The sequence below is a fragment of the Dyella jiangningensis genome, assembly GCF_003264855.1.
Lineage (GTDB): Bacteria > Pseudomonadota > Gammaproteobacteria > Xanthomonadales > Rhodanobacteraceae > Dyella > Dyella jiangningensis_C.
The window spans coordinates 868,910-894,125 of sequence record NZ_NFZS01000004.1 but is presented as its reverse complement, the minus strand read 5'-3'; the positions used below and the strand labels follow the sequence as shown (position 1 = coordinate 894,125).

Genomic DNA, 25,216 nt, shown 5'->3' with positions numbered 1-25,216 from the left:
GCGATATCTCTCTTTGCACCTTGCCGGCTTGAGATGCCCGACTCGTCCTTTGGCGATTCCACGCTCTGCGGTCGCGCACTGGGTGCGCTCCTACAGGGAGATGACGAAGCGTATCCGTCAACGTAGGCCTTGCCTGGCAGCCTGCAACAATGCGGCGGTCACCCATGACAGTGTCTCGGAACGAATCGCCCAGTGCTGCCAATACAACGGCACGTCGAGCCAGCGCTTGGGTGCGATGGATTGGAGGGTTCCCTCCGCGAACGGCTTTTCCAGCATCGACTCGGGCGCCATGGCCCAGCCAAGACCCAACGCCGCGCCTTCGACGAACGCGGTGGAGGAGGGCAGGTAGTGCATGGGCGGCGCGAGGCGTGCGCGTGTCACGCTGTGGATGAAGCGCCACTGCAGTTCGTCCTTGCGGTTGAACACGAGCATGGGTGCTTTCGCCAGCGAAGCGGCATCGACGCCGCGCGGAAAATGGCGCTTCACGAACGCAGGCGACGCGATCGGCAGATAACGCATCACGCCCAGTTTCTTCACCACGCAGCCCTGCACGGGTTGTGCGATGGCGGTGATGGCGCCGAGCACCGAGCCGTCGCGCAGGAGATCGGTGGAGTGGTCCTGGTCTTCGACCCGTACGTCGAACAGAAGCTGGTGTTGCTCGTGCAGATCGGCGAGCGCCGCGAGAAACCACGTGGCCAGCGAATCCGCGTTGACGGCCAGGGAGGCCAGGGCAGCGCCGGCATCGTCGGCATCCACGTGGAATGCCTGCAGCGTTTCCGCTTCCAGCAGGCGCAGCTGCTGCACGCTGCGCAGCAGGCGCTTGCCCGCCGGCGTGGCTTCGCAGGGGCTGCGGCGCAGGATAAGCACCTGGCCAAGGCGATCTTCAAGCGCCTTGATCCGTTGGGAAACGGCCGACGGCGTCAAGGACAGGCGCTGGGCTGCGGCGTCGAAGCTGCCTTCGTCGAGCACGGCCGCGAAAGCGGCAAGTTGGGGGTTGAGCAGGCTCATGGCATGGCCTCGCACCGGCTTTTTACTGTAGGAGCGCACCCACTGCGCGACCGCGGCCTTGGTCATGGCCTCTACGCCGCGAACTCGCGCGCTCCCACCGGGATTCATTAGAATTTCTTAATCATCATCAACAAGTTTAGTTTTACTGAATCCATCGCTTGCGCGAAAGTGACCGCCTTTCCTCAGGGTCTTTCCCATGTCCTTCACGGCTTACCTGGCCGGCCTCGCCGCGGGCGCGGGCCTGATCATCGCGATTGGCGCGCAGAACGCTTTCGTCCTGCGACAGGGCTTGCAGCGCACGGATATCGGTTCGGTCGTGCTCGTATGCGTCCTGGCCGATATCAGCCTGATCCTGCTTGGCGTGGCCGGGATGGGGCTGGCCGTGCAGCAGCATCCCGGACTGCTGCAATGGCTGCGCTACGCAGGAGCGACGTTCCTCGCGGCCTATGGCCTGTTTGCGTTGCGCCGCGCATGGCAGGGTGAAAGTGGCCTGCAGCCGGCGGGACATGGCGCGGGGAGCCGCGGCCGCGTTGTACTGGCCTGCCTGGGTTTTACGCTGCTGAACCCGCATGTCTACCTCGACACCGTCGTGCTGCTCGGAAGCCTTTCCACCCATTACTTCGGCCAGGGCCGCTGGCTGTTCGCCGCGGGGGCGTCGACGGCCAGCGCGGTATGGTTCCTGTCGCTGGGCTATGGGGCGCGCGTGCTGTTGCCCATCTTCCGCAGCCCGTTCGCGTGGCGCGTCTTCGATGTGCTGGTGGCGGCCTTCATGCTGACCCTGGCCGCGGTGCTGCTGTTCCAGCCCATGGCCTGAACAGCGGACGGCGCTTGGTTGGAGTGGGCAGGGGCATGATTTGGCCGATGCCTCACCGGGGCTCGGGTATCATTTCAGGCCCCATCGCCAGGATCCCCCACGGCATGTCGTCCCTACGTTTCGCGCTAGCGCAGTTCGATTTTCCGGTTGGTGCCGTCGCGGCCAACGCCGCCAAGGTCGGCGACCTCATGGCGCAGGCGCGGGAGGGCGGTGCATCGCTGGTCGCGTTTCCCGAGCTCACGCTGAGCGGCTATCCGCCGGAAGATCTGCTGCTGCGCCCGAGTTTCCTGGCGGCCTGCCAATGCGAGCTCAACGCGCTGGCCGGCGCCACCAATGGCGTGGCCGCGCTGGTGGGTCATCCGCATAGCGAGGGCGAGGTCTACAACGCCGCCAGCCTGCTGCGCGGCGGACGCATTGAGCTCACCACGCACAAGCAGGCATTGCCCAACTACGGCGTGTTCGACGACAAGCGCTATTTCCGCCCCGGCAGCGACAGTGCCGTGGCGTCGATCGATGGCGTGCCGGTCGGCCTGCTGATCTGCGAAGACATCTGGGAGGCCGAGCCCGCCGCCAAGGCCGCGGCAGCCGGAGCCGAGCTGATCGTGGTGATCAATGCCTCACCCTGGGACGATGCCAAGCAATCCGAACGCGAGCGTGTGCTGAAGGAGCGTGCGCTGGAAACCGGCTGCGCGATCGCCTACCTCAACATGATCGGCGGCCAGGATGAAGTGGTGTACGACGGCGGTTCGCTGCTGGTGAACGGCGACGGCACCGTGGCAGCGCGCGCGCCGAACTTCGTCGACGCGATGCTGTGGGTGGATTTCGACCGCGCGACACGCACGCTTTACGCGGACGGCTGGCCTGCTGTCGAAGACAACTCGTCGGAAGCCACGCTGTATGCAGCGCTGGTGCGCGGCGTCCGCGACTACATCGACAAGAACGGTTTTTCAGGCGTGCTGCTCGGACTGTCCGGCGGCATCGATTCCGCGCTGACGCTGGCGCTGGCGGTCGATGCGCTGGGTGCCGGGCGCGTGACCGCGGTGATGATGCCCACGCGCTACACCTCGCAGCTCTCGCTGGATGGCGCGCGCGCGCAAGCGGTGCAGCTGGGCGTGGATTACCACATCATCAATATCGAGCCGATGGTGGACGCCTTCCTCGGCGCGCTCGCACCGGCTTTCGCCGGCAAGGCGGCGGACACCACCGAGGAAAACCTGCAGTCGCGCACGCGCGGCGTGACACTGATGGCACTGTCCAACAAGCATGGCCGCCTGCTGCTCGCCACCGGCAACAAGAGCGAGATGGCGGTGGGCTATGCCACGCTTTACGGCGACATGTGCGGTGCGTACGCGCCGCTCAAGGACGTCTACAAGACGGCCGTCTATCGTCTGTCGCGCTGGCGCAATGCGCATGCGGCGCGCATGGGCGAACCGGAGGCGATTCCTTCCGCGGTGATCGATCGCCCGCCCTCGGCCGAACTGCGCGACAACCAGACCGACCAGGATTCGCTGCCGCCTTACGACGAGCTGGATGCCATCCTCGCGCGCTTCATCGAGGGCGAGGAATCGCAGGCGGAAATCGCCGCGCATGGTTTCCATGCCGATACCGTGCGCCGCGTGGTGCGTCTGGTGCTGCTCAACGAGTTCAAGCGGCGCCAGGCGGCACCGGGCCCGCGCGTGACGACGCGGGCGTTCGGGCGTGAGCGTCGGTATCCGATCACGTCGGGTTGGAAATAAGCGGCACGCTTCCGTTGTAGGAGCGCACCCAGTGCGCGATGAGCGCGCGTCGAGGCGAGTTCGCTTCGGCGTCACCCAGGTGGATGCGTTGTGGCATCAGCGCTTCGTTGGCTTTTCGCGCACTGGGTGCGCTCCTACAAAAGCCACGGCGAGGCAAAGAAAAAGCCGGTGGTTTCCCACCGGCTTTTTTCATGCATTCCGTCGACCCGAGCGTTCGATCAATGGTGGCCCGAGAACGGAATCATCTTGCGGATCAGCGACGGCGAATGCGGCCACTTCGGATCGGTCAGGTACGGATGGTTCGGGTAGTTCGCGGCCAGCACCTGGCGGGTCTGGTCGGCCAGGCCCTTCTGGTCCATCGACAGGTAGCTTCGGGTCAGGATGGCCAGCGCATCGCCGGTCTGCGGTGCCTGCTGGTAGTGCTCGATCACGTACTGCGCGCGGTTCGCGGAGGCCACATAGGCCTTGTTGCGCAGGTAGAACTCGGCCACGTTGATCTCAAACTGGGCCAGCAGGTTGCGCAGGTAGATCATGCGCTGGCGGGCATCGGCCGTGTAGGCGCTGTCCGGGAAGCGGCGCGACAGCTCCGAGAAGTCGTCGAACGACTTCAGGTTGAAGCCCTGGTCGCGACGGGTCTGCGGCTCGCCCGATTGCAGCATGCGCTCCATGGCGCCGCCGGTGCGATCAAAATTGATCAGGCCGCGCAGGTAATAGGCATAATCCACATGCTTGTGGGTCGGATACGTCTTGATGAAGCGGTTGACCGTGGAATAGGCGTCGTCCGGCTGGTTGTCCTTGTACTGGGAGTAGGCCAGGTCGAGCTGGGCCTGCTCGTTGTACTCACCGGACGGAAAGCGCGCGATCAGTCGCTGGTACGCTTTGCTGGCTGCCGAATAGTCGGCGTGCTCGAGCGAGTCGTGAGCCTTGGCGTAAAGCTTGTCCACCGGAAGGGTATCGTTGGTGTCCTTCTTGTGGCCGAACATCGAGCAGGCGCTCATCGACAGGGCAATGGCGAGCACGACAAAGACTTTGAAAGCCGGCAGCTTGGTTACGCGCATGGATAAGGGTTCAGATGTTTGATCGAAAAGGGATGATAGCCGAAACCACCGGTTGCCCGGGCGGCAGGCCATGACGACGATCCGTCACGAGGCCGTGGTGCCGCTGTCGGCCGCAGGTCGGAGGTTCGACCAGGCTTTGGCTGAGATGTTCCCGGACTATTCACGGTCCCGCCTCACGGCGTGGATCAAGGCCGGTGCCGTCACGTTGGACGGTGCCAAGGCGCCGCCACGCCAGTTGTTGCGCGGCGGGGAGAAGGTCCAGCTCGAGGCCGAGCTGGAAACCGAGGTGGAGCTGGCTCCCGAAGCCATCGCCTTGGACATCGTCCATGAGGACGACTACCTGCTGGTGCTGAACAAGCCCGCCGGCCTGGTGGTTCATCCGGGCGCGGGCAATAGCGCCGGCACGGTGCTGAACGCCTTGCTGCACCACGATCCCGTGCTGGCCGAGCTGCCGCGCGGCGGCATCGTGCACCGGCTGGACAAGGACACCTCGGGCCTGATGGTGGTGGCCAAGACGCTGGCTGCCCACACGGGCCTGGTGGATATGTTGTCCCGCCACGACGTGGAGCGGCAGTACGAAGCCATCGTGCTGGGCACCCTGGTGGCCGGCGGCACGGTGGATGCGCCGATCGGCCGTCACATGGGCGACCGCCTGCGCCAGGCCGTGCGCGACGAGGAGGACGGCAAGCGCGCCGTCACCCATTACCGCCTGCGCGAACGGTTCCGGGCCCACAGCCTGATCCAGTGCAGCCTGGAGACCGGCCGCACGCACCAGATCCGCGTGCACATGGCGCATATCAATCATCCGCTGGTCGGCGATCCGCTCTATGGCGGCGGCCTGAGGCTGCCCAAGGGCGCCACGCCGGAGCTGGTCGCGACCCTGCGTGGCTTCCGGCGCCAGGCGCTGCATGCCGAGCGGCTAGCCTTCGAGCATCCGGTCACCGGCGAACCGATGTCCTTCAGCGCCGAGCGACCGGCCGACCAGCAGGCCCTGATTGACGCCCTGCGCGCCGATACGGCCCAGGCCGGCCTCGACGAGTGGCAGTAAGCGGATGACGGCGGCCGATGCCTGGATCATTCCCGATTGGCCGGCGCCGCCCCGCGTGCGCGCCGCGGTCAGCACCCGGCAGGGGCCGGGCGTATCCACCGGCCCCTACGGCCGGCTGAACCTGGGCGCCCGCGCGGGAGATGCGCCCGAGACTGTCCAGGCCAACCGCCTGGCCGTGCAGCAGGCACTGGGATTGTCGCGGGCGCCCCACTGGCTGCAGCAGGTGCATGGCGCCGACGTGGCGGATGTCGACGCCAAGCCTGTCGGCGACGAACCCAGGGCAGACGCCTCGGTCACTCGCCAAGCTGGCGAACCCCTGGCCATCCTGACCGCCGATTGCCTGCCGGTGCTGTTCTGCTCGGTTGATGGCAGCGGCGTGGCTGCCGCTCATGCGGGATGGCGTGGCCTGGCCGGCGGCGTGCTGGAAGCCGCCCTCCTGTCGCTACCCTCGGCACCGCAGCAGGCCATGGCCTGGCTCGGGCCCTGCATAGGCACGGGCAGTTACGAGGTGGGCGAGGAAGTACACGATGCCTTCGTGGCGACGGACCCCGGCGCCGCCCGCTTCTTCACGGCCACCCGCCCAGGGCATTGGCTGTGCGACCTGGCCGGGCTGGCCCGCCACCGCCTGCTCGCCGCAGGCATCGGCAGCGTCCATGGCGGCGGGTTCGACACCCGCATCGACGATCGCTTCTATTCCTATCGCCGGGACGGTGCCCAGAGCGGCCGTTTCGCCAGCCTGATCTGGCTGCAGCCCTGATCGGCGGAATGCGGCCTGCGCGAAGAAAGTTGACGCGAGGCTGACGAAGGGAGCAGATTGCGAGGCGGCATCGCGAGGGCGGGTCGGAGGACGGTGCCGGAAGCCACAGTCCATCGCAATCAGGGAGAGTCGCATGAAGCGCAGTCAAGTCGTCATGCTCGTCGGTGCGTTGTCGGTCATGGGTGGCGCCGCGATGGCGTCCACGTCCTCGGGTTCGTTGACCCCGTTCCCCCAACGCGTATTGCCCGTGCTGGTGCAGGTCAATTCCAGCGGCAAGGTCACGTCGGCCTCGCCTGCCATGTCGCTCGCGCCGCAGATGAGCCGCCTGCTCTCGCAGAACATCAGCGAGATGATCACCAAACCGGCCCAATCCCATGGCCGAGCGGTGGCGAGTCAGTTCATCCTCAATTTGCAGCTTGAAGCAACGAAGCGCTCCGACGGCAACTACGACGCGCGCTTCGTCTCCGTCTCCACGCAGCCCGTGCCCGCCGGCAACTGGCATTGGGTGGATATCGAAGGTCGCATGTGGGCGCTGGCCGGGCCGGACGGCCACACGCCGTTCCAACGCGACACTCATCGAGAGCCGCCGATGCAGCGGGACAGCGGCTACCGGCCCAGCCCGGCAGCAAACCCGGCACCGTCGACGCCCAGCATGACGGCACCGGCCTCATCGCGCGCAACGCACGGGCCCTGAGCGCAAGCGTCCGGTTTCATGAAAAAGCCCGCCTTCGAAGGCGGGCTTTTCATTGCTCGCGGCTACTGCGCCAGTCGCTGCAGGAACGCATTCCGCCAGGCGGTGACGTCCTGTTTCTCCAACACGTCCATCATGCGACGCCAGCGGGCTCGCCGTTCGGGCAACGGCATGGTCAGGGCGATGCCCAGCGCTTCGGCCACTTCCTCGGTGTCCGCCGGATTCACCAGCAGCGCATCGTTGCCCAGTTCCTGCGCGGCGCCGGCGAAACGGGACAGCACCAGCACGCCGGGATCGTTGGGATCCTGGCTGGCAACGTATTCCTTCGCCACCAGGTTCATGCCATCGCGCAGCGGCGTGACCAGGCCGACCCGGGCCGTGCGGTAGTAACCGCTCAGCAGGTCGTGCGCGAATGAGTTGTTGACGTAGCGGATCGGCACCCAGTCGGGCGCGGCGTACATGCCGTTGATGTGGCCGGCGCTGCGTTCGAGGTCGCGGCGGATCTGGCGGTATTCCGGCACGCCGCCGCGCGAGGGCGGGGCGATCTGCAGGAAGCTGACCTTGCGGTGCAGTTGCGGTGAGCGTTCGAGCAGGCGTGCATAGGCCTGGAACCGCTCGGGCAGCCCCTTGGAATAGTCGAGGCGATCCACGCCGATGATCAGCGCGCGGCCCTCGAGGCTATGCCGCAGTTGATGGATCTCCTCATGCTCGTTGGCGTGGCTGGCGCTGTCGGCGACCTCCCGCGTGTCGATGCCGATGGGAAACACCTCGGCGCGGAACATGCGCCCGCCCGGCGTTTGCAGACGTCCGTCGCGCCGCATCGTCGCGCCCACTTCGTGCAGGAAATATTCCTCCAGCGCACGCCGATCACGTGGCGTATGCAGGCCGACAAGGTCGTAGCTGGCCAGCGTTTCCAGCAGTTCGCGATGGCGCGGCAGGGCAATCAACAGGCCGGCGGCCGGCAGCGGCGTATGCAGGAAGAAACCGATGCGATTGCGGATGCCGCGTTCGCGCAGCATCGCGGCGAGGGGGATCAGGTGGAAATCGTTGATCCACACCAGGTCGTGCGGCCCGATCAACGACATCAGCTCTTCGGCGAACAGGTTGTTGACGCGCAGATAGCCGGCCAGATGCTTGCGGTCGTAATCGACCAGGTCGGGTCGGTAATGCAGCAGCGGCCACAGGGTGCGGTTGGCGAAGCCGTTGTAGAAATCGTCGTGATCCGCGCGCGACAGGTCGATGGTGGCGTATTCCACGATGCCGTCCTTGATCCGGTGCACCTCGCCGCCGGTCTGGCGTGCCACCTTGCCGCTCCAGCCGAACCACAAGCCCCCGCGTTCCTGCAGTGCCGCGCGCATGGCCGATGCCAGCCCGCCCGTCGCCGTCTGATCCGGCAATGCCACGCGATTGGAAACCACGATCAACCGTCCCTGGCCACCACTACTACGCCCAACCATCACAGTGCATCCTCCCAGCGCCTCGACAGGCGCATGGCGGCCTGGATCAGGCCGACCATCGAATAGGTTTGCGGAAAATTGCCCCAGTGCTCGCCGCTGCTGGGCGCGATGTCTTCCGACAGCAGGCCCAGCGGATTTCGCTGGGTGAGCATGTGCTCGAACATCGTGCGCGCACGTTCCTTCCGGCCGGTCGCGGCGAGCGCCTCGATGTACCAGAACGTGCAGATGTTGAAGCTGGTTTCCGGGGCGCCGAAGTCGTCCGGCGCGATGTAACGGAACAGGTAGTCGCCGCGGCCGAGCGCCTCGCCGATCGCGTCCACCGTGGCGATGAAGCGTTGATCCATCGCTTCGATGAAGCCGATGTCGGCAAGCAGCAGCAGGCTCGCGTCGAGGTGTTCGCCGTCATAGGCGTCGACGAACGTGCCCAGCTTCTCGTTCCACGCACGCTTCATGATGCGCTCGTGCAGGGCCACGGCTTCGTTGTGCCAATAGCGTGCGGGATCGTCCAGGCCAAGCTCGGTGGCCATGTGGGCGAGACGGTCGCAGGCCGCCCAGCACATCGCGGCGGAATAGGTGTGTACCGCGGTGCGTCCGCGGAACTCCCACAGCCCCGCGTCCGGCTCCTCGGCCATGCGCAGGGCCATCTGGCCCATGCGTTCGAGGCGGCGAAAGGTGAGCTCGTCGCCGGGATGCTCCAGTCGGCGATCGAAGAACGTCTGCGCGGAGGCGAGCACCACGGAGCCATAGACATCGTTCTGTCGCTGCCGCCACGCATCGTTGCCCACGCGCACCGGTCCCATGTTGCGGTAGCCGGCGAGGCTGTCCACCTGCGTTTCGGTGAGCTCGTGCTCGAAGGTGATGCCGAATACCGGGCCGATCTCGCGTTCCCCATCGGCCGCCACCAGGTTGAACACGTAGCGGATGTATTCCTCCATGCTGCGCGTGGCGCCAAGGCGGTTGAGCGCGCGCACGGTGAAGGCCGCATCGCGCAGCCAGCAGAAACGGTAATCCCAGTTGCGCTGGGAATTCGCCGATTCGGGAATCGACGTGGTGAGCGCGGCCACGATCGCGCCGGTGGCTTCGTACTGGCAAAGCTTGAGCGTGATCGCCGCGCGGATCACCGCTTCCTGCCACTCGTACGGAACCGACAGGTTGCGCACCCACTCGCGCCAGTAGGCCAGCGTGCGTTCCAGGGTGTGATGGATGAAGTCGGCCGCGCTGTGCATCAGCGTTTCATCGGGGCCGAACACGAAGTGTGCCGGTTTTTCCAGGATGAAGGGCAGGCCGCGTTCGATCATCGGCGAGGCGACATCGCTGGTGAGCCGCTGCACCACGCCACTCAGCAGGAAGCGGATGTGGTTGCTGCCGGAGGTGGTCTGTGGACGGTTGGCGCCGTAATCGCACAGGGGGCGCAGCAGCACGCGGATGCGCGGCGCGCCGCCGATCGGGCGAACGCGCCGTGCGATCATGACCGGATGGTAGAAGCGGCCGCGGGAACGAAAGCGCGGCATGTAGTCGACGATCTCGACACCGGCGCCCTGCCGGTCGTAAAGGCGGGTGACCAGCACCGCGGTATTGACCATGTAGTGCTGTTCCGCGCGCTCGAAGTCCTCGAGCTGGATCGTCCAGTCGCCGCCTTCACAGCGTGGCGACAACAGCGCGCAGAAGCTCGCGTCTCCGTCGAAGCGAGGCAGGCAGCACCAGACGATGCGGCCTTTTCCATCGATCAGCGCGGCAACGCTGCCGTTGCCGATGACACCCAGCGCCAGGCTGGACTGGGTGCCGGGCGATTCAGGCGATTCCTCCTGAGGAATGGGCATGCGAGAGGGCTCCATGCTTGAGTGCGTGCAATACGCGGAACAGCCAGGCCCGCGCGGCGGCAGGCTCCGGCAAGGCATAGCGGGCGAGGCTGGGCTCGCGATAACCCACGCGCACGCTCAATCCGCTTTCGAGATTGGTGGTGGCAAATCCATGTTCATCGGTGAGGTCGTCGCCGAGGTAGACCGGCTGTCGTCCGTGGAACGGCCTGGCGGTAAGCAGGGTCGCTACGGCCTTGCCCTTGTCCATGCCTTCGGGTTTCAGCTCGATGACCTCGTTGCCGGGCTGCATTTCGTAGCCGGCGAGCGCGGGCAGCGTCGCTTCCACGCTTTCGCGCAAGGCGTCGAACTGCCACGGCGCGGCCCGGCAATGCAGGGCCACGGCCATGCCTTTGTCCTCCAGCATCACGCCGGGAAGGCTGCTGGCAATGGCGCTGGCGATGTCACGCACCCGCATGCGGCGCGCCGGGCCGATATGCACGCCGCGGTAGCGGCCGTCCGCACCGCGCAATTCCAATCCATGCAGGCCGGCCATGGCCCAGGGCGGATGGCCAAACAGGTCGTCCAGATCGTCCAGGCTGCGTCCGCTTACCAGCGCGAGTGCGCCATCGAGCGCGGCATGCAGGTCTTCGATCAGCTCGCGCAGGCGCGTATCGACCACGACCTGGTCGGGATGGTTGGCGAAATCGAGAAGGGTGCCGTCCACGTCCAGAAACATGGCCCAGCGGTCGTCGACGCCTGGCAGAGGCGGAGCCGGAAGGGGCGGCAAGGCGGACATGGCGGAGAGCGGTGAGGGCGATGACACGAAGGCGAGCCTACCAAGGCAAATGTGAAGGCAAGCTATGGACGGCCAACGCCGGCTGAAAACGCCGCGCCCTGCAGGCGGCGTCAACGCTTGAATCACATCGCGATGAGCCGCATCTCACATGGCAGTGGCGGCCAGGCCGCCAAATCCTATTGACGAGGGGACAACCCATGCGGATGGACAAACTGACCTCGCGCTTCCAGCAGGCGCTGGCCGACGCGCAATCGCTGGCCGTCGGGCGCGACAACAACATGCTGGAACCGGTGCACGTCATGGCCGCCCTGCTGGAACAGCAGGGCGGTTCGACCGCGCCGCTGCTGACGCAGGCGCAGGTCAACGTGCCGGCGTTGCGCCAGCGCGTGAACGAACAACTCGATCGCCTGCCACGCGTGAGCGGGCAGGAAGGCAACGTGCATGTCGGCAACGAGCTGACGCGCCTGCTCAACCTCACCGACAAGCTCGCACAGCAGCGTGGCGACCAGTTCATCGCCAGCGAGCTGTTCGTGCTGGCCGCGCTGGAAGACAAGGGCGAGCTCGGCGCGGCGCTCAAGGCCGCCGGCGCCACCAAGGCCCATGTCGAAGCCGCCATCGACAAGCTGCGCGGCGGCGAAAAGGTGCAGAGCGAAAACGCCGAGGACCAGCGCCAGGCGCTGGAGAAATACTGCATCGACCTCACCGCGCGCGCCGAGAGTGGCAAGCTCGATCCGGTGATCGGCCGCGACGAGGAAATCCGCCGCACCATCCAGGTGCTGCAGCGCCGCACCAAGAACAACCCCGTGCTGATCGGCGAGCCGGGCGTCGGCAAGACGGCGATCGTCGAAGGGCTCGCGCAGCGCATCGTCAACGGCGAAGTGCCCGAAGGCCTGCGCGACCGCCGCGTGCTCGCGCTGGACATGGGCGCGCTGATCGCCGGCGCCAAGTTCCGCGGCGAATTCGAGGAGCGCCTGAAGGCCGTGCTCAACGACATCGCCAAGAACGAGGGCCAGATCATCCTGTTCATCGACGAGCTGCACACGATGGTCGGCGCCGGCAAGGCCGAAGGCGCGATGGATGCCGGCAACATGCTGAAGCCGGCGCTGGCGCGCGGCGAGCTGCACTGCATCGGCGCGACCACGCTCGACGAATACCGCAAGTACATCGAGAAGGACGCCGCGCTGGAGCGCCGCTTCCAGAAGGTCTACGTGGGCGAGCCCAGCGTGGAGGACACCATCGCGATCCTGCGTGGCCTCAAGGAACGCTACGCCGTGCATCACGGTGTGGAAATCACCGACCCGGCCATCGTCGCTGCCGCCACGCTGTCCAATCGCTACATTCCCGATCGCCAGCTGCCGGACAAGGCCATCGACCTGATGGATGAGGCCGCGTCGCGCATCCGCATGGAAATCGACTCCAAGCCGGAAGAGCTCGATCGGCTGGAACGCCGCCTCATCCAGCTGAAGATCCAGCGCGAGATGCTGAAGAAGGAAACCGACGATGCATCCAGGAAGCGCCTGGCCGATCTCGATGCCGACATCGAGAAGCTGGAGCGTGAGTTCTCCGACCTCAACGAAATCTGGAAGTCCGAGAAGGCTGCGCTGCAGGGCGCAACCAAGGTAAAGGAGCAGATCGAGGCCGCGCGCCTGGAGCTGGAAGCCGCGCAGCGACGCCAGGACTACGCCAAGATGAGCGAGATCCAGTACGGCAAGCTGCCGGAACTGGAAAAGCAGCTCGCCGCCGCGCAGGCCGCCGAAAAGCAGGACTTCAAGCTGGTGCAGGATCGCGTCACCGAGGAGGAAATCGCCGAGGTGGTGTCGCGCTGGACGGGTATCCCCGTCAACAAGATGCTGGAAGGCGAGCGCGACAAGCTGCTGCACATGGAAGCCGCGCTGCACAAGCGCGTGGTGGGCCAGGATGAAGCCGTGCGTGCGGTGTCGGATGCGATCCGCCGCGCGCGTGCGGGCCTGTCCGATCCCAACCGCCCGTACGGATCGTTCCTGTTCCTCGGCCCGACCGGCGTGGGCAAGACCGAGCTGTGCAAGGCGCTGGCCGAATTCCTGTTCGATACGGAGGACGCGATGGTGCGCATCGACATGAGCGAGTTCATGGAGAAGCACTCCGTGAGCCGACTGATCGGCGCCCCCCCGGGTTACGTCGGCTACGAAGAAGGCGGCTATCTGACCGAGGCCGTGCGTCGCCGCCCGTACAGCGTGATCCTGCTCGACGAGATCGAGAAGGCGCACCCGGACGTGTTCAACGTGCTGCTGCAGGTGCTGGACGATGGCCGCCTGACCGACGGCCAGGGCCGCACGGTGGACTTCCGCAACACCGTCATCGTGATGACCTCGAACCTGGGCTCGCAGATGATCCAGGAGCATTCGGGAGACAGCGAAGCGGACTATGTGCAGATGAAGGCGGCGGTACTGGGCGTGGTGCAGGCGCATTTCCGCCCGGAATTCATCAACCGCCTCGACGAGCTGGTGGTGTTCCGTCCGCTGGAGAAGAAGCAGATCCGCGCGATCGCGAAGATCCAGCTGGCGTATCTGGAGAAGCGCCTGGCCGAACGCCAGCTCAAGCTCGACATCGGCGACAAGGCGCTGGATCTGCTCGGCAACGTGGGTTTCGATCCGGTGTATGGCGCGCGTCCTCTGAAGCGTGCGATCCAGCAGCAGCTGGAAAATCCACTGGCGAAGGAAATTCTCGAGGGACGCTTCGAGGCAGGCAGCACCGTGGTGGTGGGTGCCGAGCAGGGCCATCTGGTTTTCAGCAAGCAGTGACGCCTGATTGCTGATGGAGTCGTGAAACGCCCGCGCTGGGTTGCAGCGCGGGCTTTTTTTATCTGCGTAATGTCGCGACACCGCTGCCGTTCTTTTTTTGTAGGAGCGCACCCAGTGCGCGACCGCGGATTGGCAGGGTTGCCCCGGTCTGTGGATGTCGAGATGAGGTATACCGTCACGCTGCGGTCGCGCACTGGGTGCGCTCCTACATGAGTAGGTAGCGCCCTCGCGAGCACCCGCCCCTCACCCCAGCCCTCTCCCCGGAGGGAGAGGGAGAAAAAGCGTGGTGGCGCCCAAGATTCCCTCACGACGCAACGAAGCTGCTTTAAGTCCTCTTCGCTATGGCGCGTTGCGGTGTAGCCGTTCCGTTCGAGGTAGTAACGAACCTATCCCGACTGGCCTCAGTCATCCGACGCTTCTATCCCACGTACTGCTATGAGCCCTTGGCTCTGAAGGCCATTTTCTTTGGGTTACTTTTGACGCGAAGCTAATCCCGTGGGACTTTGACTTCGGGCTGGCGCCCTCCGCCCTTCCTCGCCCCTCAAAGCCGGCGCCATCCATGGCGCCTCCCCGCGTGCGGGCTGGCTTCGCCGTTCGCACGCAAAGAACGCGTGCGTGGGCCAGCAAAAGAAAAGTGACTCGAGCTTCCCACGGGACTAGCTGTGCGTCGCCGGCAGGAGATCGAAACGCCCGCTGCGTCCCTCAGGGACTAGCTTTGCGTCGTAAGCGGCAATCTAGCGAAAGCATGGCAACCGGACGTCGCGCACTAGCAAAGCCGAAGAAATACAGCCCACCGCGAACGGCTGTCGCGCACAGGGTGCGCTCCTACAAAGGAGAGGAGATGTGTCGGGCGAACATCCATAGGCGAACCCCAGAGAGACCGAGCCAAACACCACCGATATCCCCCCAAGCAACACCACAAGTTCGCCCGGCCATCCCATTTCGCCCAAACCACACCCACCCTCCATCCCTCTGCTACCATCCCTCCCGCCTGAGGTGACCGTCGGCGTAAAGCCGGTGGTTGAAACGGGAATCCGGTGCGGCGCGTGAGCGCCTAATCCGGAGCTGCCCCCGCAACGGTAGGCGAACCGCGATCCCCGTGATCGCAGGAACGACTGAAAGCCACTGTGCCATGTGCATGGGAAGGCGTCGTTCCCCAAGGACATGACGTCCAGGTTCGCGAGCCCGGAGACCGGCCTCGAGGTACGACCAGACAGGCGGTGGGCCATGTCATGGATGCCGTGCAGCCGCACGGCCGCCACGCACTCCTCCGCCTGCCTTTCATCCCTTGTGCTTCGCGCGGGCAGGCGCGATTGAGGAGCATTGCTTTGGCCATCCATCTTTCATTGGTCCGTCGTTCCATTCTGGCGACGGCGCTTCTTTCTGTTCTTGGTCCGGCATTTGCCGACGACGCGACCGATCTCAACGGTATCGTGGTGACCGCCACGCGCACGTCGCAGACGCAGGAGCAGACGCTTTCCGCGGTGACGGTGATCGATCGCGCCGATATCGAGCGCCTGCAGCCGTCCTCGGTGGCGGACCTGCTGCGGGGCACGCCAGGCGTGTCAATCACCAACAACGGCGGCCTGGGCAAGGCAACCAGCATATTCATGCGTGGCACCGAGGCGGACCATGTGCTGGTGATGATCGACGGTATCAAGATCGGCTCCGCCACGCTGGGTACGGCAGCACTGCAGGATATTCCGGTCGAGCAGATCGAGCGCATCGAGATCGTGCGCGGCCCGTTCTCCAGCCTGTACGGTTCGGAGGCGATCGGCGGCGTGATCCAGATCTTCACCCGCCGCCCCGAAGGCGCCTTCGTGCCGTCCTTCAGCCTGGGCGTGGGCAGCTACAGCCACCTGGCTGGTTCGGCGGGTTTCGCCGGCAAGAGCGGCAACGGCTGGTATTCGATCGAGGCTTCGCATGAGCAGACGCATGGCATCAATTCGTGCCGCGTCGGCGCCGCCGAAGTGTTCGCGGCCTGCTATGCCGACCAGCCTGACAAGGACGGCTACCGCAACCATGCGTTGACCGTGCAGGGCGGCTACAGGTTCGACGAGCAGTGGGATGCCGACCTGCGCATGTTCCGCAGCGAAGGCCACAACGACTACGACGGCACGTATACCGACTCCGACCAGAGCGCCATGCAGGTGCTGGGCGGCCGCGTGCATTATCGTCCCGCCAAGAACGTGGCCCTGACGCTCAGCCTTGGCACCAGTGGCGACTTCAGCAAGGACTTCTACCAGGGCGTCTACGTCGACCGCTTCGACACGCATCGCGACGTCGGATCGCTGCAGGCGGACGTAGGTTTCTGGGGCGGGCTGCTGTCGACGGGCTTTGATTGGCAGCGCGACCAGGTGGACAGCACGGCCGGCTACATCAATCCGTTCACGCAGTCTCCGGTAGACAGCCGCACCACCCGCGGCGTGTTCGCACAGTGGCAGCAGACCTTCGGTAGCCAGTCGATCCAGGCCAGCGTGCGCCATGACGACAACAGCCAGTTCGGCAGCAGGAACACGGGCAGCCTTTTGTGGGGTTGGGACTTCACCCGGACGCTGCGCCTGACGGCGAGCTACGGCACCGCGTTCAAGGCGCCGACCTTCAACGATCTCTACTACCCCTATTACGGCAATCCGGACCTGAAGCCCGAGCGTTCGAAAAACGTCGAAGTGGGCCTGCGCGGCAGCTACGGCTGGGGCTACTGGTCGTTGAACGCATTCCGCAACAACGTCACCGACCTCATCACCTACGATGCCGCGACGCAGGCGCCGGGCAACGTGGACAAGGCACGCATTCGCGGTGCGGAAGGCGTGGTCAGTGGGCAGGTCGCCGGCTGGCAGGTGACGGGCACGGGCACCTGGCTGGATCCGCGTGACGAATCGGTCAACTACGAAGGCAACCTGCTGCCGCGTCGTGCACGCCAGACGGCGAACGTGGATGTGGATCGCAGCTTCGGGGACTTCAGTGTGGGCGGCACCTGGTTCGCCTCGGGCCGTCGCTATGACGACCTGGCCAACCGGCATCCGCTCGGCGGCTACGCGATCGCGAACTTCCGCGTCGCCTATGCCATTTCGCGCGACTTCACGTTGCAGCTCGCGCTCAACAACGCGTTCGGCAAGGACTACGAGACCGCCTGGTACTACAACCAGCCCGGTCGCAACACCATGCTGACGCTGCGCTACCAGCCGGCCCAGTGATGCATGCGCGGGACTGGCTTCGGCCGGTCCCGCCTTCCCCAGACGAGGAGTGAAGAGATGAAGATGCCTACCGGTCCGCGTTTCGCCGCACTTGCGGGATTGCTTGCGCTCGTGATGGTGGCGACGCGCTTCAAGCACTTCGGTGACATGTTGCATCTGCCGGATGCGTCGATGGCGGTGTTCTTCCTGGGTGGCGTCTATCTGCGCCGACACGGGGCCTTCGTGGCGATGTTGCTGCTGACCGTCGCACTCGACTGGGTGTCGATCACCTATGCGGGCGTCGGCGACTTCTGCGTCACTGCGGCGTATGCCTTCCTGCCGCTGGCCTATGGCGTGCTGTGGTACGCGGGACGTTGGTATGCGCCACGGCTCAACGGACAGGTCCGTTCGCTCGCCGGCGCATTCGGCGTCGCGTTGCTTGCGGCGGTGGCGTCGTTTGCGGTATCGAACGGTTCGTTCTACTGGCTGGGCGGTCGCTATCCGGACCCGAATGTCGCGCAGTACGTCTCGCGCCTGTGGCAGTGGGGGCCGCTGTTCGTGCGCACCACCATGAGCTATATCGCCGTGGCGCTGGTCGTGCACGCGGTATGCGCACGCCTTGCGGCAGACTCCCACGCAACGCGCCACCAGGAAGCCTGAGCATGAACGATGCTTTGCAACCCACGGAAGACATGACTGCCGACGAGCGTCACCGCGAACGCATGCAGCGCAAGAAGGCGCTGGTCGATCGCAAGATCGCCCGCGCCACCATCGAGCGTGGCGTGCTGGTGGTGAACACCGGCAACGGCAAGGGCAAGAGCTCATCCGGTTTCGGCATGCTCGCGCGTTCGCTCGGGCATGGGTTCCAGTGCGGGGTCGTGCAGTTCATCAAGGGCAGCTTCTCCACCGGCGAGGAAGCGTTCTTCCGGCGCTTCCCCGACGAGCTCGACTATCACGTGATGGGCGAGGGCTACACCTGGGAAACGCAGGACAAGTCGCGCGACATCGCCACGGCCGGCAAGGCCTGGCAGGTCGCTGCCGCCATGCTCGCTGACGCGCGCTACGACTTCGTGCTGCTGGATGAGCTCAACATCGCGCTGGTGAAGGGCTATATCGATACCGCGCAGGTCTGCGAGGCGCTCAAGGCGCGTCCGCCGCAGCAACACGTGGTGATCACCGGGCGCGGTGCCCCCGACATGCTGGTGAACCTGGCCGATACGGTGACCGAGATGCGCGTGGTCAAGCACGCGTTCCAGGCGGGCATCAAGGCTCAGAAGGGCATCGAGCTTTAGCGACATGACTCAGGCAACGCATCACTGTCCCGCCCTCATGGTGTCCGCGCCCGCGTCGGGACAGGGCAAGACGTCGGTCACCGCCGCGCTCGCGCGTTGGCAGACGCGCAGCGGCAAGCGCGTGCGCGTGTTCAAGACCGGTCCCGATTTTCTCGACCCGATGGTGCTGGAGCGCGCAAGCGGCGCACCGGTGTATCAGCTCGACCTGTGGATGAACGGCGAAGACGATGTACGCGCCCGTCTGTACGAAGCCGCCGGTGAGGCGGATCTGATCCTGGTCGAAGGCGTGATGGGCCTGTTCGATGGTGGCCTTTCCAGTGCGGACCTCGCGCAACGTTTTGGCCTGCCCGTGCTCACGGTGATCGACGGTTCGGCCATGGCGCAGACCTTCGGCGCCTTGGCGTTGGGCCTTGCGCGCTACCGCGAAGGCCTGGATGTCTTCGGCGTCGCTGCCAACCGCGTCGGTAGCGCCTACCACGCGCAGCTCCTGGCCGGGAGCGTACCCGGCGAGCTGCGCTGGCTTGGCGCCTTGCCGCGCGATGCGGCGATGGCGTTGCCCGAGCGGCATCTCGGGCTGGTGGCGGCGGATGAACTGGGTGACATCGATGCGCGCCTCGACGCGCTCGCCGATGCGTGGGCGCTCCATGCCGCCGATGCGTTGCCACCGCCGGTGGCCTTTCCGCCCACGTCGGCGGTTGCCGTGCCGGGCGATCTGCGTGGGCGCCGCATCGCGATTGCGCGTGATGCAGCGTTCTGCTTCCTCTATCCGGCCAACCTGGACGTCCTGCGCCGGGCCGGCGCCGAGCTGAGCTTCTTCTCCCCGGTCGCCGGCGATGGCCTGCCCGAGTGCGATGCCGTCTGGTTGCCCGGTGGCTATCCCGAACTGCATCTGATGGCGCTGTCACGGAACGAGATCCTGCGACGCGACCTGCATGCACACGTGGATGCGGGCCAGCCGTTGCTCGCCGAATGTGGCGGCATGCTTTACGCATTGGATTCGCTCGTCGACACGGAGGGCAACGTGTTTGCGATGGCTGGCCTGTTGCCCGGCAAGGCCGCGATGCAGAAGAAGCTGGGCGGCCTGGGCATGCAGGCAGCGGCGCTGCCGGAAGGCGAATTGCGCGGGCACACCTTCCATTACGCGCATGCGGAGATTCCGCAGGCGCCGCTGGTGCTGGCGACGAACCCCGATGGCGGCCCCAGCCGCGAGGGTGTCTATCGGCGCCGGCGCATGACGGCCAGCTTCATGCACGCCTACTTCCCGTCGCATCCCGTCGCGGCGATCGGCCTGTTCCTGCCATGAGTTTGATACTGACCATGGTGGCGGCGGTGTTGCTCGATGCCTGGCTTGGCGAGCCGGAGCGCTTTCACCCACTCGTGGCGTTTGGACGTCTGGCCCGCGGGATCGAATCGCGTCTGTACGGCGATCGCCGATCGGTAGGCGTGCTCGCCTGGTGTGTGGCGGTGTTGCCTATCGTGGCCGTCGTCTCCGTGAGCGTCGTCGCCGCTCCGTGGCTTCGTTTCATGCTCGATACCATCGTGCTCTATCTGGCAATCGGCCTGCGCAGCCTGGGTGAACACGCCATGCCGGTGGCACAGGCCTTGCACGAGGGAAACCTCGTCGAGGCGCGTGCTGCCGTCGGCCGCATGGTCAGTCGCGATACGGACGTGCTCGACGCATCGCACGTCGCTGCGGCTGCGAGCGAATCGGTCCTGGAGAATGGCAACGATGCGGTGTTTGGCGCGCTGTTCTGGTTTGTCCTGCTGGGCGCACCGGGTGCCGTGTTGTATCGATTGGCCAACACGCTCGACGCCATGTGGGGTTATCGCACATCGCGGTACGTGCGCTTCGGTTGGATGGCTGCACGCATGGATGATGTGATCAACTTTCTGCCCGCGCGGCTTACGGCGCTGAGTTATGTACTGGTGGGCGATGCGCAACGTGGCTGGCGCTGCTGGCGCGACCAGGCGCCCGCGTGGGACAGCCCCAATGCTGGTCCGGTGATGGCCGCTGGTGCGGGCGCGCTGGGCGTGCAGCTCGGCGGCGACGCACCTTACGACGGCGTGTGGGAGCGTCGTCCCGCCCTGGGCGAGGGCGATCCGCCCGGCGCTGACACCATCGTGCGTGCCCTGCATCTGGTACGGCGCGCCGTGGTGCTCTGGTTGCTGGGCGTTCTTGCGCTCAGCTGGCTGTGGCCAGGAGGTCTGCATGCTTGAGCACGGCGGTCGCCTGCGGCGTGCCGCGCACCTCTACGGCATTCCTGCCGAGGCCTGGCTCGATCTCTCGACCGGCGTCAGTCCTTTCGCGTGGCCGGTACCCTCGATCCCCGCCGAGGCGTGGATGCGTCTGCCCGAGGACGACGATGGCCTCGTCGACATCGCCTGCACGTACTACGGCGCGCCGCGCATGTTGCCGGTGGCCGGCTCGCAGGCAGCCATACAGGCGCTGCCGTGGTTGCGTCGTGCATCGCGTGTCGGCGTGATCTCGCCGGGTTACAACGAGCACGCGCATGCATGGCGCAAGGCGGGTCACGAGGTCGATGAACTGCCGGCGCAGGCGCTGCTGGCGCAGGCGAATCATTTCGACGTGGTCGTGCTGATCCATCCAAGCAACCCGGGTGGCGAACGCTTCGATCGCGCCGATCTGCTCGCCTGCCATGAACAGCTTGCGGCACGCGGCGGGTGGCTGGTGGTGGATGAGGCCTTCATGGATGCCACGCCATCGGAAAGCCTGTGCGCTGCGACATCGATGGACGGATTGGTGGTGTTGTGCTCGGCCGGCAAGTTCTTCGGTCTGGCTGGTGCCCGGGCGGGTTTCATCGCCGCGGCTCCCGCGCTGCTTGACGCACTGCGCGAGCATCTGGGCCCGTGGACGCTGAACGGCCCGAGCCGCCATGTGCTACGGCATGCACTGGCCGATCAGGCCTGGCACGTCCAGGCACGTGAACGCCTGCATGTCTGCAGCGAGCGATTGGCCTGGTTGCTGGCAAGCCACGGCCTCGTGCCCACGGCCGGTTGCGCGTTCTTTCAGTGGTGGCGCGACGAGCGTGCGGAGGCCGTGCATGAAGCATTGGCTCGACAAGGCGTCCTGACGCGTCGTTTCGTTGCGCCGGCCAGCCTGCGTTTTGGCCTGCCGGGTGACGAGGCGGCGTTCGCCCGACTCGATGCCGTGCTGGGCACCCTCGCCTTGGAGGCGAGGCAATCATGAGCGCACGCGTGCTGATGGTGCAGGGCTGCACGTCCGATGCGGGCAAGAGCACGCTGGTCGCGGCCTTGTGCCGCCGTTGCGGCGGCGCGGCGTGCGCGTCGCGCCGTTCAAGCCGCAGAACATGGCGCTCAACAGCGCGGTCACCGTCGACGGTGGCGAGATCGGGCGCGCGCAGGCGGTGCAGGCACAGGCCGCCGGTCTTCTTCCACATACCGATTTCAATCCCGTGCTGCTCAAGCCCAACAGCGACGTCGGCGCACAGGTGATCGTCCACGGCCACGCCATCGGCAACATGGATGCGCGGCACTACCACGAGTACAAGCGTGTCGCGATGGACGCCGTGCTTGCCTCGCATCATCGCCTGGCATCGCAGTACGAGGCGATCATCGTGGAAGGCGCCGGCAGCCCCGCGGAAATCAACCTGCGCGATCGCGACATCGCGAACATGGGGTATGCCGAAGCCGTGGATTGCCCGGTATTGCTCGTGGCCGACATCGATCGCGGCGGCGTCTTCGCGCATCTGGTCGGTACGCTTGCGCTGCTGTCGGAAAGCGAGAAGGCGCGCGTCGCAGGTTTCGTCATCAACCGCTTTCGCGGCGACATCGCACTGCTTCAGCCCGGACTGGACTGGCTCGAACGGGAAACCGGCAAACCGGTGTTGGGTGTGTTGCCTTACCTGCATGGCCTGCAGCTGGAAGCGGAAGATGCGCTGCCGCGCGAGGCCCTGCCCAAGGCACACGCCCGTTTGCGCGTCGTGGTGCCGGCATTTCCGCGCATCAGCAACCACAACGATGTCGACGCGTTGCGCGTTCATCCGGATGTGGACTGCCGCTTCATCGGCCCGGGCGAAGCGCTGCCAGCGTGCGATCTGATCGTGCTGCCTGGTTCCAAGTCCACGCGCGCGGATCTGGCCTGGCTGCGCGAGCAGGGCTGGGCCGATGCCATCGCACGGCATCTTCGTTATGGCGGCAAGGTGATCGGCATCTGCGGCGGCTTCCAGATGCTGGGGCGGTTCGTGCATGATCCCCACGGCATCGAGGGTGAAGCCGGCTCGAGCGACGGATTGGGTTGGCTGGATATGGAGACCACGCTCGGCAAGCACAAAGCGTTGCGCCGCGTGGAGGGCAGGCTGCTGCTGGGGAACGCGCGGATGACGGGCTACGAAATCCATTGCGGCGTGAGCGAGGGCCGGGCCTTGGAGCGACCGTCTAGCATGCTCGACGAAGAGCGCTGCGATGGCGCCCTGTCGATGGACGGCCAGGTGTTCGGCAGCTACGTGCATGGATTGTTCGACCATCCCGACGCACTGTCGGCCTTGCTCGCGTGGACCGGCTTGCGCGATGCCGCGGTGGTCGATGTGCGCGCGCAACGCGAAGCTGCGATCGACCGGCTGGCCGATGCCGTCGAGGCGCATCTCGATACCTCGGCGCTGTCGCGCCTGCTGGCCCTGCACGGTGAGCACGCATGCGCACGCTGATCCTTGGCGGCGCACGCTCGGGCAAGAGCGCACTGGCCGAGCGGCTCGCGAAGGCTTCCGGCCATGAGGTGGTCTACATCGCCACTGCACAGCCACGCGATGAGGAGATGGCCGCGCGCATCGCCCACCACCGTTCGCACCGCCCCGCCTCATGGCACAGCGTCGAGGAACCGCTGGCGCTGGCGGCGGCGTTGAAGGCGCACGCGCGGCCCGGACGATGCGTGCTGGTGGATTGCCTCACCTTGTGGCTGAGCAATCTGCTCGGCGACGAGGATACGGCGCGCTTCGAACGCGAGCGCGATGCGCTGCTCGACGTGATGCCATCGTTGACCGGCCAGGTGCTTCTGGTCAGCAATGAAGTAGGACTCGGTGTGGTGCCGCTCGGTGAACTGACGCGCCGCTTCGTGGACGAAGCGGGCCGGTTGCACCAGGCGCTCTCGACCCAGTGTGAAACCGTGTTGTTCGTTGCGGCGGGACTGCCGCTGGCCCTTAAAGGAAGCCTTGCATGAGCCGCGACTGGCTGCTTGAACCATGTTTTGCCATCGACGAGGAGAGCAGGGAGCGCGCCCGTGACCACCAGGCGCAGCTGACCAAGCCGCCGGGATCGCTCGGCACCCTGGAGACGCTGGCCATTCGCCTGGCGGGCCTGCAGCACGCGGTGCTGCCGTCGATGCAGCAGGTATGGATCACCGTGTTCGCCGGCGATCACGGCGTGGCCGCCGAAGGCGTATCGGCGTTTCCGCAGGTGGTGACCGGCGAGATGGTGCGCAACTTCGCCAGCGGCGGCGCGGCCATCAGCGTGCTCGCGCGCACGCTCGGCGCCATGCTGGAAGTGGTGAACCTGGGCACGGTGAACGATCCCGGTGAGCTGCCCCACGTGCGGCGCGTCATCATTGCGCCGCAGACACACAATTTCTGCGAGCAGCCCGCCATGAGCGACGCGCAGCTGGAGCGCGCCTTGCTTGCGGGCGCGGAGAGCGTCGCCACCGCGCAGGCCGCCGGCGCCAGGCTTTTCATCGGCGGCGAGATGGGCATCGCCAACACCACGTCTGCGGCGGCGCTGGCTTGCGCGCTGCTCGATGAATCGCCGGCGATGCTTGCCGGCGCGGGAACCGGGCTCGACGCGGCCGGCGTGCAGCACAAGGCCGCGGTGATCGAGCGCGCGCTGACGCGGTACCCCGTCGACGGCGATGCGCTGGCCTGGCTGGCGCGCGTGGGCGGCTTCGAGATCGCCGCCCTCTGTGGCGCCTATATCTCGGCTGCGCAACATGGCCTGCCCGTACTGGTCGATGGCTACATCACCACGGTCGCGGCGCTGGCGGCCGTGCGCATCAATCCGCGCTGTCGCGAATGGATGTTCTTCGCGCATCGCTCGCGCGAGCGGGGCCACGCGCGCCTGCTTGCCGCGCTGGAAGCCGATCCGCTGCTCGATCTCGGTCTTCGGCTGGGCGAGGCCAGCGGTGCGGCCGCGGCGGTGCCGCTGATGCGACTGGCCTGCGAACTGCATTCGCGCATGGCGACGTTCGCGCAGGCGGGAGTCAGCGGCGCATGATCGTCAAGCAGCCAGGCATCGATCTGTTGCGCCACGGCGACACCGGCCAGCGCAGTTATCGCGGACAGTTGGACGATGCGCTGAGCGCGCTTGGCTGGACGCAGTTGCGCGCGGCGATCTTCGGGCGTGTGTGGGACGCCATCGTGACATCGCCGCTGCGTCGCTGCTCGGCATTCGCCAGCGAACTCGCCTCGGCGCGCCGCGTGCCGCTGCGCGTGGACCCGCGCCTGGCCGAGTATCACTTCGGCGATTGGCAAGGCGTTCCCATCGAAACCCTGGCGAGAGACCAGGGCGATGCGCTGGCGCGCTTCTGGGCCGATCCGGTCGCGCATCCGCCGCCAAGCGCTGAATCGTTCGCCGCGTTCCGGCAGCGCCTGTGCGCCGCGCTGGATGACGTGGCGAACGAGGCCGCTACGCAGCGCGTGCTGGTCGTGACGCACGGCGGTGCGATCCGCCTGCTGCGTTGCGAGTCCGAAGGCCGCGACTTCGGCGACATGGCCGGCATCGAGGTGCCGCACGCTTCGCTGCACACGCTCGCGTGGGCGTCGTCCTCCGCGGCCTAGGCGG

General features: G+C 66.2%; 20 protein-coding genes, 1 pseudogene and 1 riboswitch. Of the genes and pseudogenes, 16 read left to right on the top strand and 5 right to left on the bottom strand.

The features are described 5' to 3' along the window. Positions 1-117: 117 nt before the first annotated feature. Positions 118-1,008, bottom strand: a complete 891-nt coding sequence (locus CA260_RS16660; protein ID WP_111984439.1) for a LysR family transcriptional regulator ArgP — start codon at positions 1,006-1,008, stop codon at positions 118-120. Between the two features lie 196 nt (positions 1,009-1,204). Between CA260_RS16660 and CA260_RS16655 the strand changes: the two genes are divergently transcribed. Continuing rightward, positions 1,205-1,822 (top strand): LysE/ArgO family amino acid transporter, encoded by a 618-nt coding sequence (locus CA260_RS16655; protein WP_111984135.1) that lies wholly within the window; start codon positions 1,205-1,207, stop codon positions 1,820-1,822. Positions 1,823-1,926: 104 nt separating this feature from the next. Next, a complete protein-coding gene (locus CA260_RS16650) occupies positions 1,927-3,558 on the top strand; it encodes an NAD+ synthase (protein WP_111984134.1) in 1,632 nt (543 codons plus the stop codon). Between the two features lie 218 nt (positions 3,559-3,776). Here the strand turns inward: CA260_RS16650 and CA260_RS16645 are convergent, their stop codons facing one another. Then, entirely contained in the window at positions 3,777-4,616 is an 840-nt protein-coding gene (locus tag CA260_RS16645; RefSeq protein WP_111984133.1) for an outer membrane protein assembly factor BamD, read from the bottom strand. A 70-nt stretch (positions 4,617-4,686) separates the two neighbouring features. Between CA260_RS16645 and rluD the strand changes: the two genes are divergently transcribed. From rluD to CA260_RS16630, 3 genes are all read left to right on the top strand, one after another. After that, positions 4,687-5,664: a 23S rRNA pseudouridine(1911/1915/1917) synthase RluD gene (gene rluD, locus CA260_RS16640; protein WP_111984132.1), complete on the top strand. Its 978-nt coding sequence runs from the start codon at positions 4,687-4,689 to the stop codon at positions 5,662-5,664. A gap of 4 nt (positions 5,665-5,668) precedes the next feature. Next, complete coding sequence (gene pgeF, locus CA260_RS16635; protein ID WP_111984131.1) at positions 5,669-6,421, top strand: peptidoglycan editing factor PgeF; 753 nt, start codon at positions 5,669-5,671, stop codon at positions 6,419-6,421. Positions 6,422-6,554: 133 nt separating this feature from the next. Further along, positions 6,555-7,115 carry a hypothetical protein gene (locus tag CA260_RS16630; protein ID WP_111984130.1) on the top strand — a complete coding sequence of 187 codons (561 nt, stop codon included), beginning with the start codon at positions 6,555-6,557 and terminating at the stop codon, positions 7,113-7,115. A gap of 62 nt (positions 7,116-7,177) precedes the next feature. On the opposite strand, the gene otsA is transcribed toward CA260_RS16630, so the two are convergent. Genes otsA through otsB form a run of 3 tightly spaced genes read right to left on the bottom strand, consistent with a single transcriptional unit; the run spans position 7,178 to position 11,104 of the window. Beyond that, the gene (gene otsA / locus CA260_RS16625) at positions 7,178-8,569 is read right to left on the bottom strand and encodes an alpha,alpha-trehalose-phosphate synthase (UDP-forming) (protein WP_111984129.1); all 1,392 of its coding nucleotides are present in this window, start codon (positions 8,567-8,569) and stop codon (positions 7,178-7,180) included. Next, complete coding sequence (locus CA260_RS16620; protein WP_111984128.1) at positions 8,569-10,389, bottom strand: glycoside hydrolase family 15 protein; 1,821 nt, start codon at positions 10,387-10,389, stop codon at positions 8,569-8,571. Before CA260_RS16620 ends, otsA begins: the two co-directional genes overlap by 1 nt. Next, the gene (gene otsB / locus CA260_RS16615; protein WP_238149792.1) at positions 10,361-11,104 is read right to left on the bottom strand and encodes a trehalose-phosphatase; all 744 of its coding nucleotides are present in this window, start codon (positions 11,102-11,104) and stop codon (positions 10,361-10,363) included. The genes CA260_RS16620 and otsB overlap by 29 nt, the downstream gene beginning before the upstream one ends. A gap of 257 nt (positions 11,105-11,361) precedes the next feature. Between otsB and clpB the strand changes: the two genes are divergently transcribed. The 11 genes and pseudogenes from clpB (at position 11,362) to CA260_RS16560 (ending at position 25,212) form a co-directional block, all read left to right on the top strand. Beyond that, a complete protein-coding gene (gene clpB, locus CA260_RS16610) occupies positions 11,362-13,944 on the top strand; it encodes an ATP-dependent chaperone ClpB (RefSeq protein WP_111984126.1) in 2,583 nt (860 codons plus the stop codon). A 977-nt stretch (positions 13,945-14,921) separates the two neighbouring features. Then, a riboswitch (cobalamin riboswitch) is annotated at positions 14,922-15,159 on the top strand. A gap of 113 nt (positions 15,160-15,272) precedes the next feature. Further along, positions 15,273-17,141, top strand: a complete 1,869-nt coding sequence (gene btuB / locus CA260_RS16605; protein ID WP_111984438.1) for a TonB-dependent vitamin B12 receptor — start codon at positions 15,273-15,275, stop codon at positions 17,139-17,141. Positions 17,142-17,198: 57 nt separating this feature from the next. Next, entirely contained in the window at positions 17,199-17,780 is a 582-nt protein-coding gene (locus CA260_RS16600) for a hypothetical protein (RefSeq protein ID WP_111984125.1), read from the top strand. 32 nt (positions 17,781-17,812) lie between these two features. Then, positions 17,813-18,412: a cob(I)yrinic acid a,c-diamide adenosyltransferase gene (gene cobO / locus CA260_RS16595; RefSeq protein ID WP_111984437.1), complete on the top strand. Its 600-nt coding sequence runs from the start codon at positions 17,813-17,815 to the stop codon at positions 18,410-18,412. Between the two features lie 4 nt (positions 18,413-18,416). Next, positions 18,417-19,715 (top strand): cobyrinate a,c-diamide synthase, encoded by a 1,299-nt coding sequence (locus tag CA260_RS16590; RefSeq protein ID WP_111984124.1) that lies wholly within the window; start codon positions 18,417-18,419, stop codon positions 19,713-19,715. Further along, positions 19,712-20,629, top strand: a complete 918-nt coding sequence (gene cbiB, locus CA260_RS16585) for an adenosylcobinamide-phosphate synthase CbiB (RefSeq protein ID WP_111984123.1) — start codon at positions 19,712-19,714, stop codon at positions 20,627-20,629. The genes CA260_RS16590 and cbiB overlap by 4 nt, the downstream gene beginning before the upstream one ends. Beyond that, on the top strand, positions 20,622-21,620 hold the full coding sequence (gene cobD, locus CA260_RS16580) for a threonine-phosphate decarboxylase CobD (protein WP_111984122.1): 999 nt from the start codon (positions 20,622-20,624) through the stop codon (positions 21,618-21,620). The genes cbiB and cobD overlap by 8 nt, the downstream gene beginning before the upstream one ends. Beyond that, positions 21,617-23,097: pseudogene (locus CA260_RS16575) on the top strand (cobyric acid synthase). The gene cobD and the pseudogene CA260_RS16575 overlap by 4 nt, the downstream one beginning before the upstream one ends. Beyond that, the gene (gene cobU / locus CA260_RS16570; RefSeq protein ID WP_111984121.1) at positions 23,085-23,606 is read left to right on the top strand and encodes a bifunctional adenosylcobinamide kinase/adenosylcobinamide-phosphate guanylyltransferase; all 522 of its coding nucleotides are present in this window, start codon (positions 23,085-23,087) and stop codon (positions 23,604-23,606) included. The pseudogene CA260_RS16575 and the gene cobU overlap by 13 nt, the downstream one beginning before the upstream one ends. Further along, positions 23,603-24,649 carry a nicotinate-nucleotide--dimethylbenzimidazole phosphoribosyltransferase gene (cobT, locus tag CA260_RS16565; protein WP_111984120.1) on the top strand — a complete coding sequence of 349 codons (1,047 nt, stop codon included), beginning with the start codon at positions 23,603-23,605 and terminating at the stop codon, positions 24,647-24,649. The genes cobU and cobT overlap by 4 nt, the downstream gene beginning before the upstream one ends. Continuing rightward, on the top strand, positions 24,646-25,212 hold the full coding sequence (locus CA260_RS16560) for a histidine phosphatase family protein (protein ID WP_111984119.1): 567 nt from the start codon (positions 24,646-24,648) through the stop codon (positions 25,210-25,212). Before cobT ends, CA260_RS16560 begins: the two co-directional genes overlap by 4 nt. Positions 25,213-25,216 lie beyond the last annotated feature (4 nt).

Coding starts and splice junctions, on each gene's coding strand:
- CA260_RS16660 (WP_111984439.1), bottom strand. CDS start 1,008: ATGAGCCTGCTCAACCCCCAACTTGCCGCTTTCGCGGCCGTGCTCGAC.
- CA260_RS16655 (WP_111984135.1), top strand. CDS start 1,205: ATGTCCTTCACGGCTTACCTGGCCGGCCTCGCCGCGGGCGCGGGCCTG.
- CA260_RS16650 (WP_111984134.1), top strand. CDS start 1,927: ATGTCGTCCCTACGTTTCGCGCTAGCGCAGTTCGATTTTCCGGTTGGT.
- CA260_RS16645 (WP_111984133.1), bottom strand. CDS start 4,616: ATGCGCGTAACCAAGCTGCCGGCTTTCAAAGTCTTTGTCGTGCTCGCC.
- rluD (WP_111984132.1), top strand. CDS start 4,687: ATGACGACGATCCGTCACGAGGCCGTGGTGCCGCTGTCGGCCGCAGGT.
- pgeF (WP_111984131.1), top strand. CDS start 5,669: ATGACGGCGGCCGATGCCTGGATCATTCCCGATTGGCCGGCGCCGCCC.
- CA260_RS16630 (WP_111984130.1), top strand. CDS start 6,555: ATGAAGCGCAGTCAAGTCGTCATGCTCGTCGGTGCGTTGTCGGTCATG.
- otsA (WP_111984129.1), bottom strand. CDS start 8,569: ATGGTTGGGCGTAGTAGTGGTGGCCAGGGACGGTTGATCGTGGTTTCC.
- CA260_RS16620 (WP_111984128.1), bottom strand. CDS start 10,389: ATGCCCATTCCTCAGGAGGAATCGCCTGAATCGCCCGGCACCCAGTCC.
- otsB (WP_238149792.1), bottom strand. CDS start 11,104: ATGTTTCTGGACGTGGACGGCACCCTTCTCGATTTCGCCAACCATCCC.
- clpB (WP_111984126.1), top strand. CDS start 11,362: ATGCGGATGGACAAACTGACCTCGCGCTTCCAGCAGGCGCTGGCCGAC.
- CA260_RS16600 (WP_111984125.1), top strand. CDS start 17,199: ATGAAGATGCCTACCGGTCCGCGTTTCGCCGCACTTGCGGGATTGCTT.
- cobO (WP_111984437.1), top strand. CDS start 17,813: ATGACTGCCGACGAGCGTCACCGCGAACGCATGCAGCGCAAGAAGGCG.
- CA260_RS16590 (WP_111984124.1), top strand. CDS start 18,417: ATGACTCAGGCAACGCATCACTGTCCCGCCCTCATGGTGTCCGCGCCC.
- cbiB (WP_111984123.1), top strand. CDS start 19,712: ATGAGTTTGATACTGACCATGGTGGCGGCGGTGTTGCTCGATGCCTGG.
- cobD (WP_111984122.1), top strand. CDS start 20,622: ATGCTTGAGCACGGCGGTCGCCTGCGGCGTGCCGCGCACCTCTACGGC.
- cobU (WP_111984121.1), top strand. CDS start 23,085: ATGCGCACGCTGATCCTTGGCGGCGCACGCTCGGGCAAGAGCGCACTG.
- cobT (WP_111984120.1), top strand. CDS start 23,603: ATGAGCCGCGACTGGCTGCTTGAACCATGTTTTGCCATCGACGAGGAG.
- CA260_RS16560 (WP_111984119.1), top strand. CDS start 24,646: ATGATCGTCAAGCAGCCAGGCATCGATCTGTTGCGCCACGGCGACACC.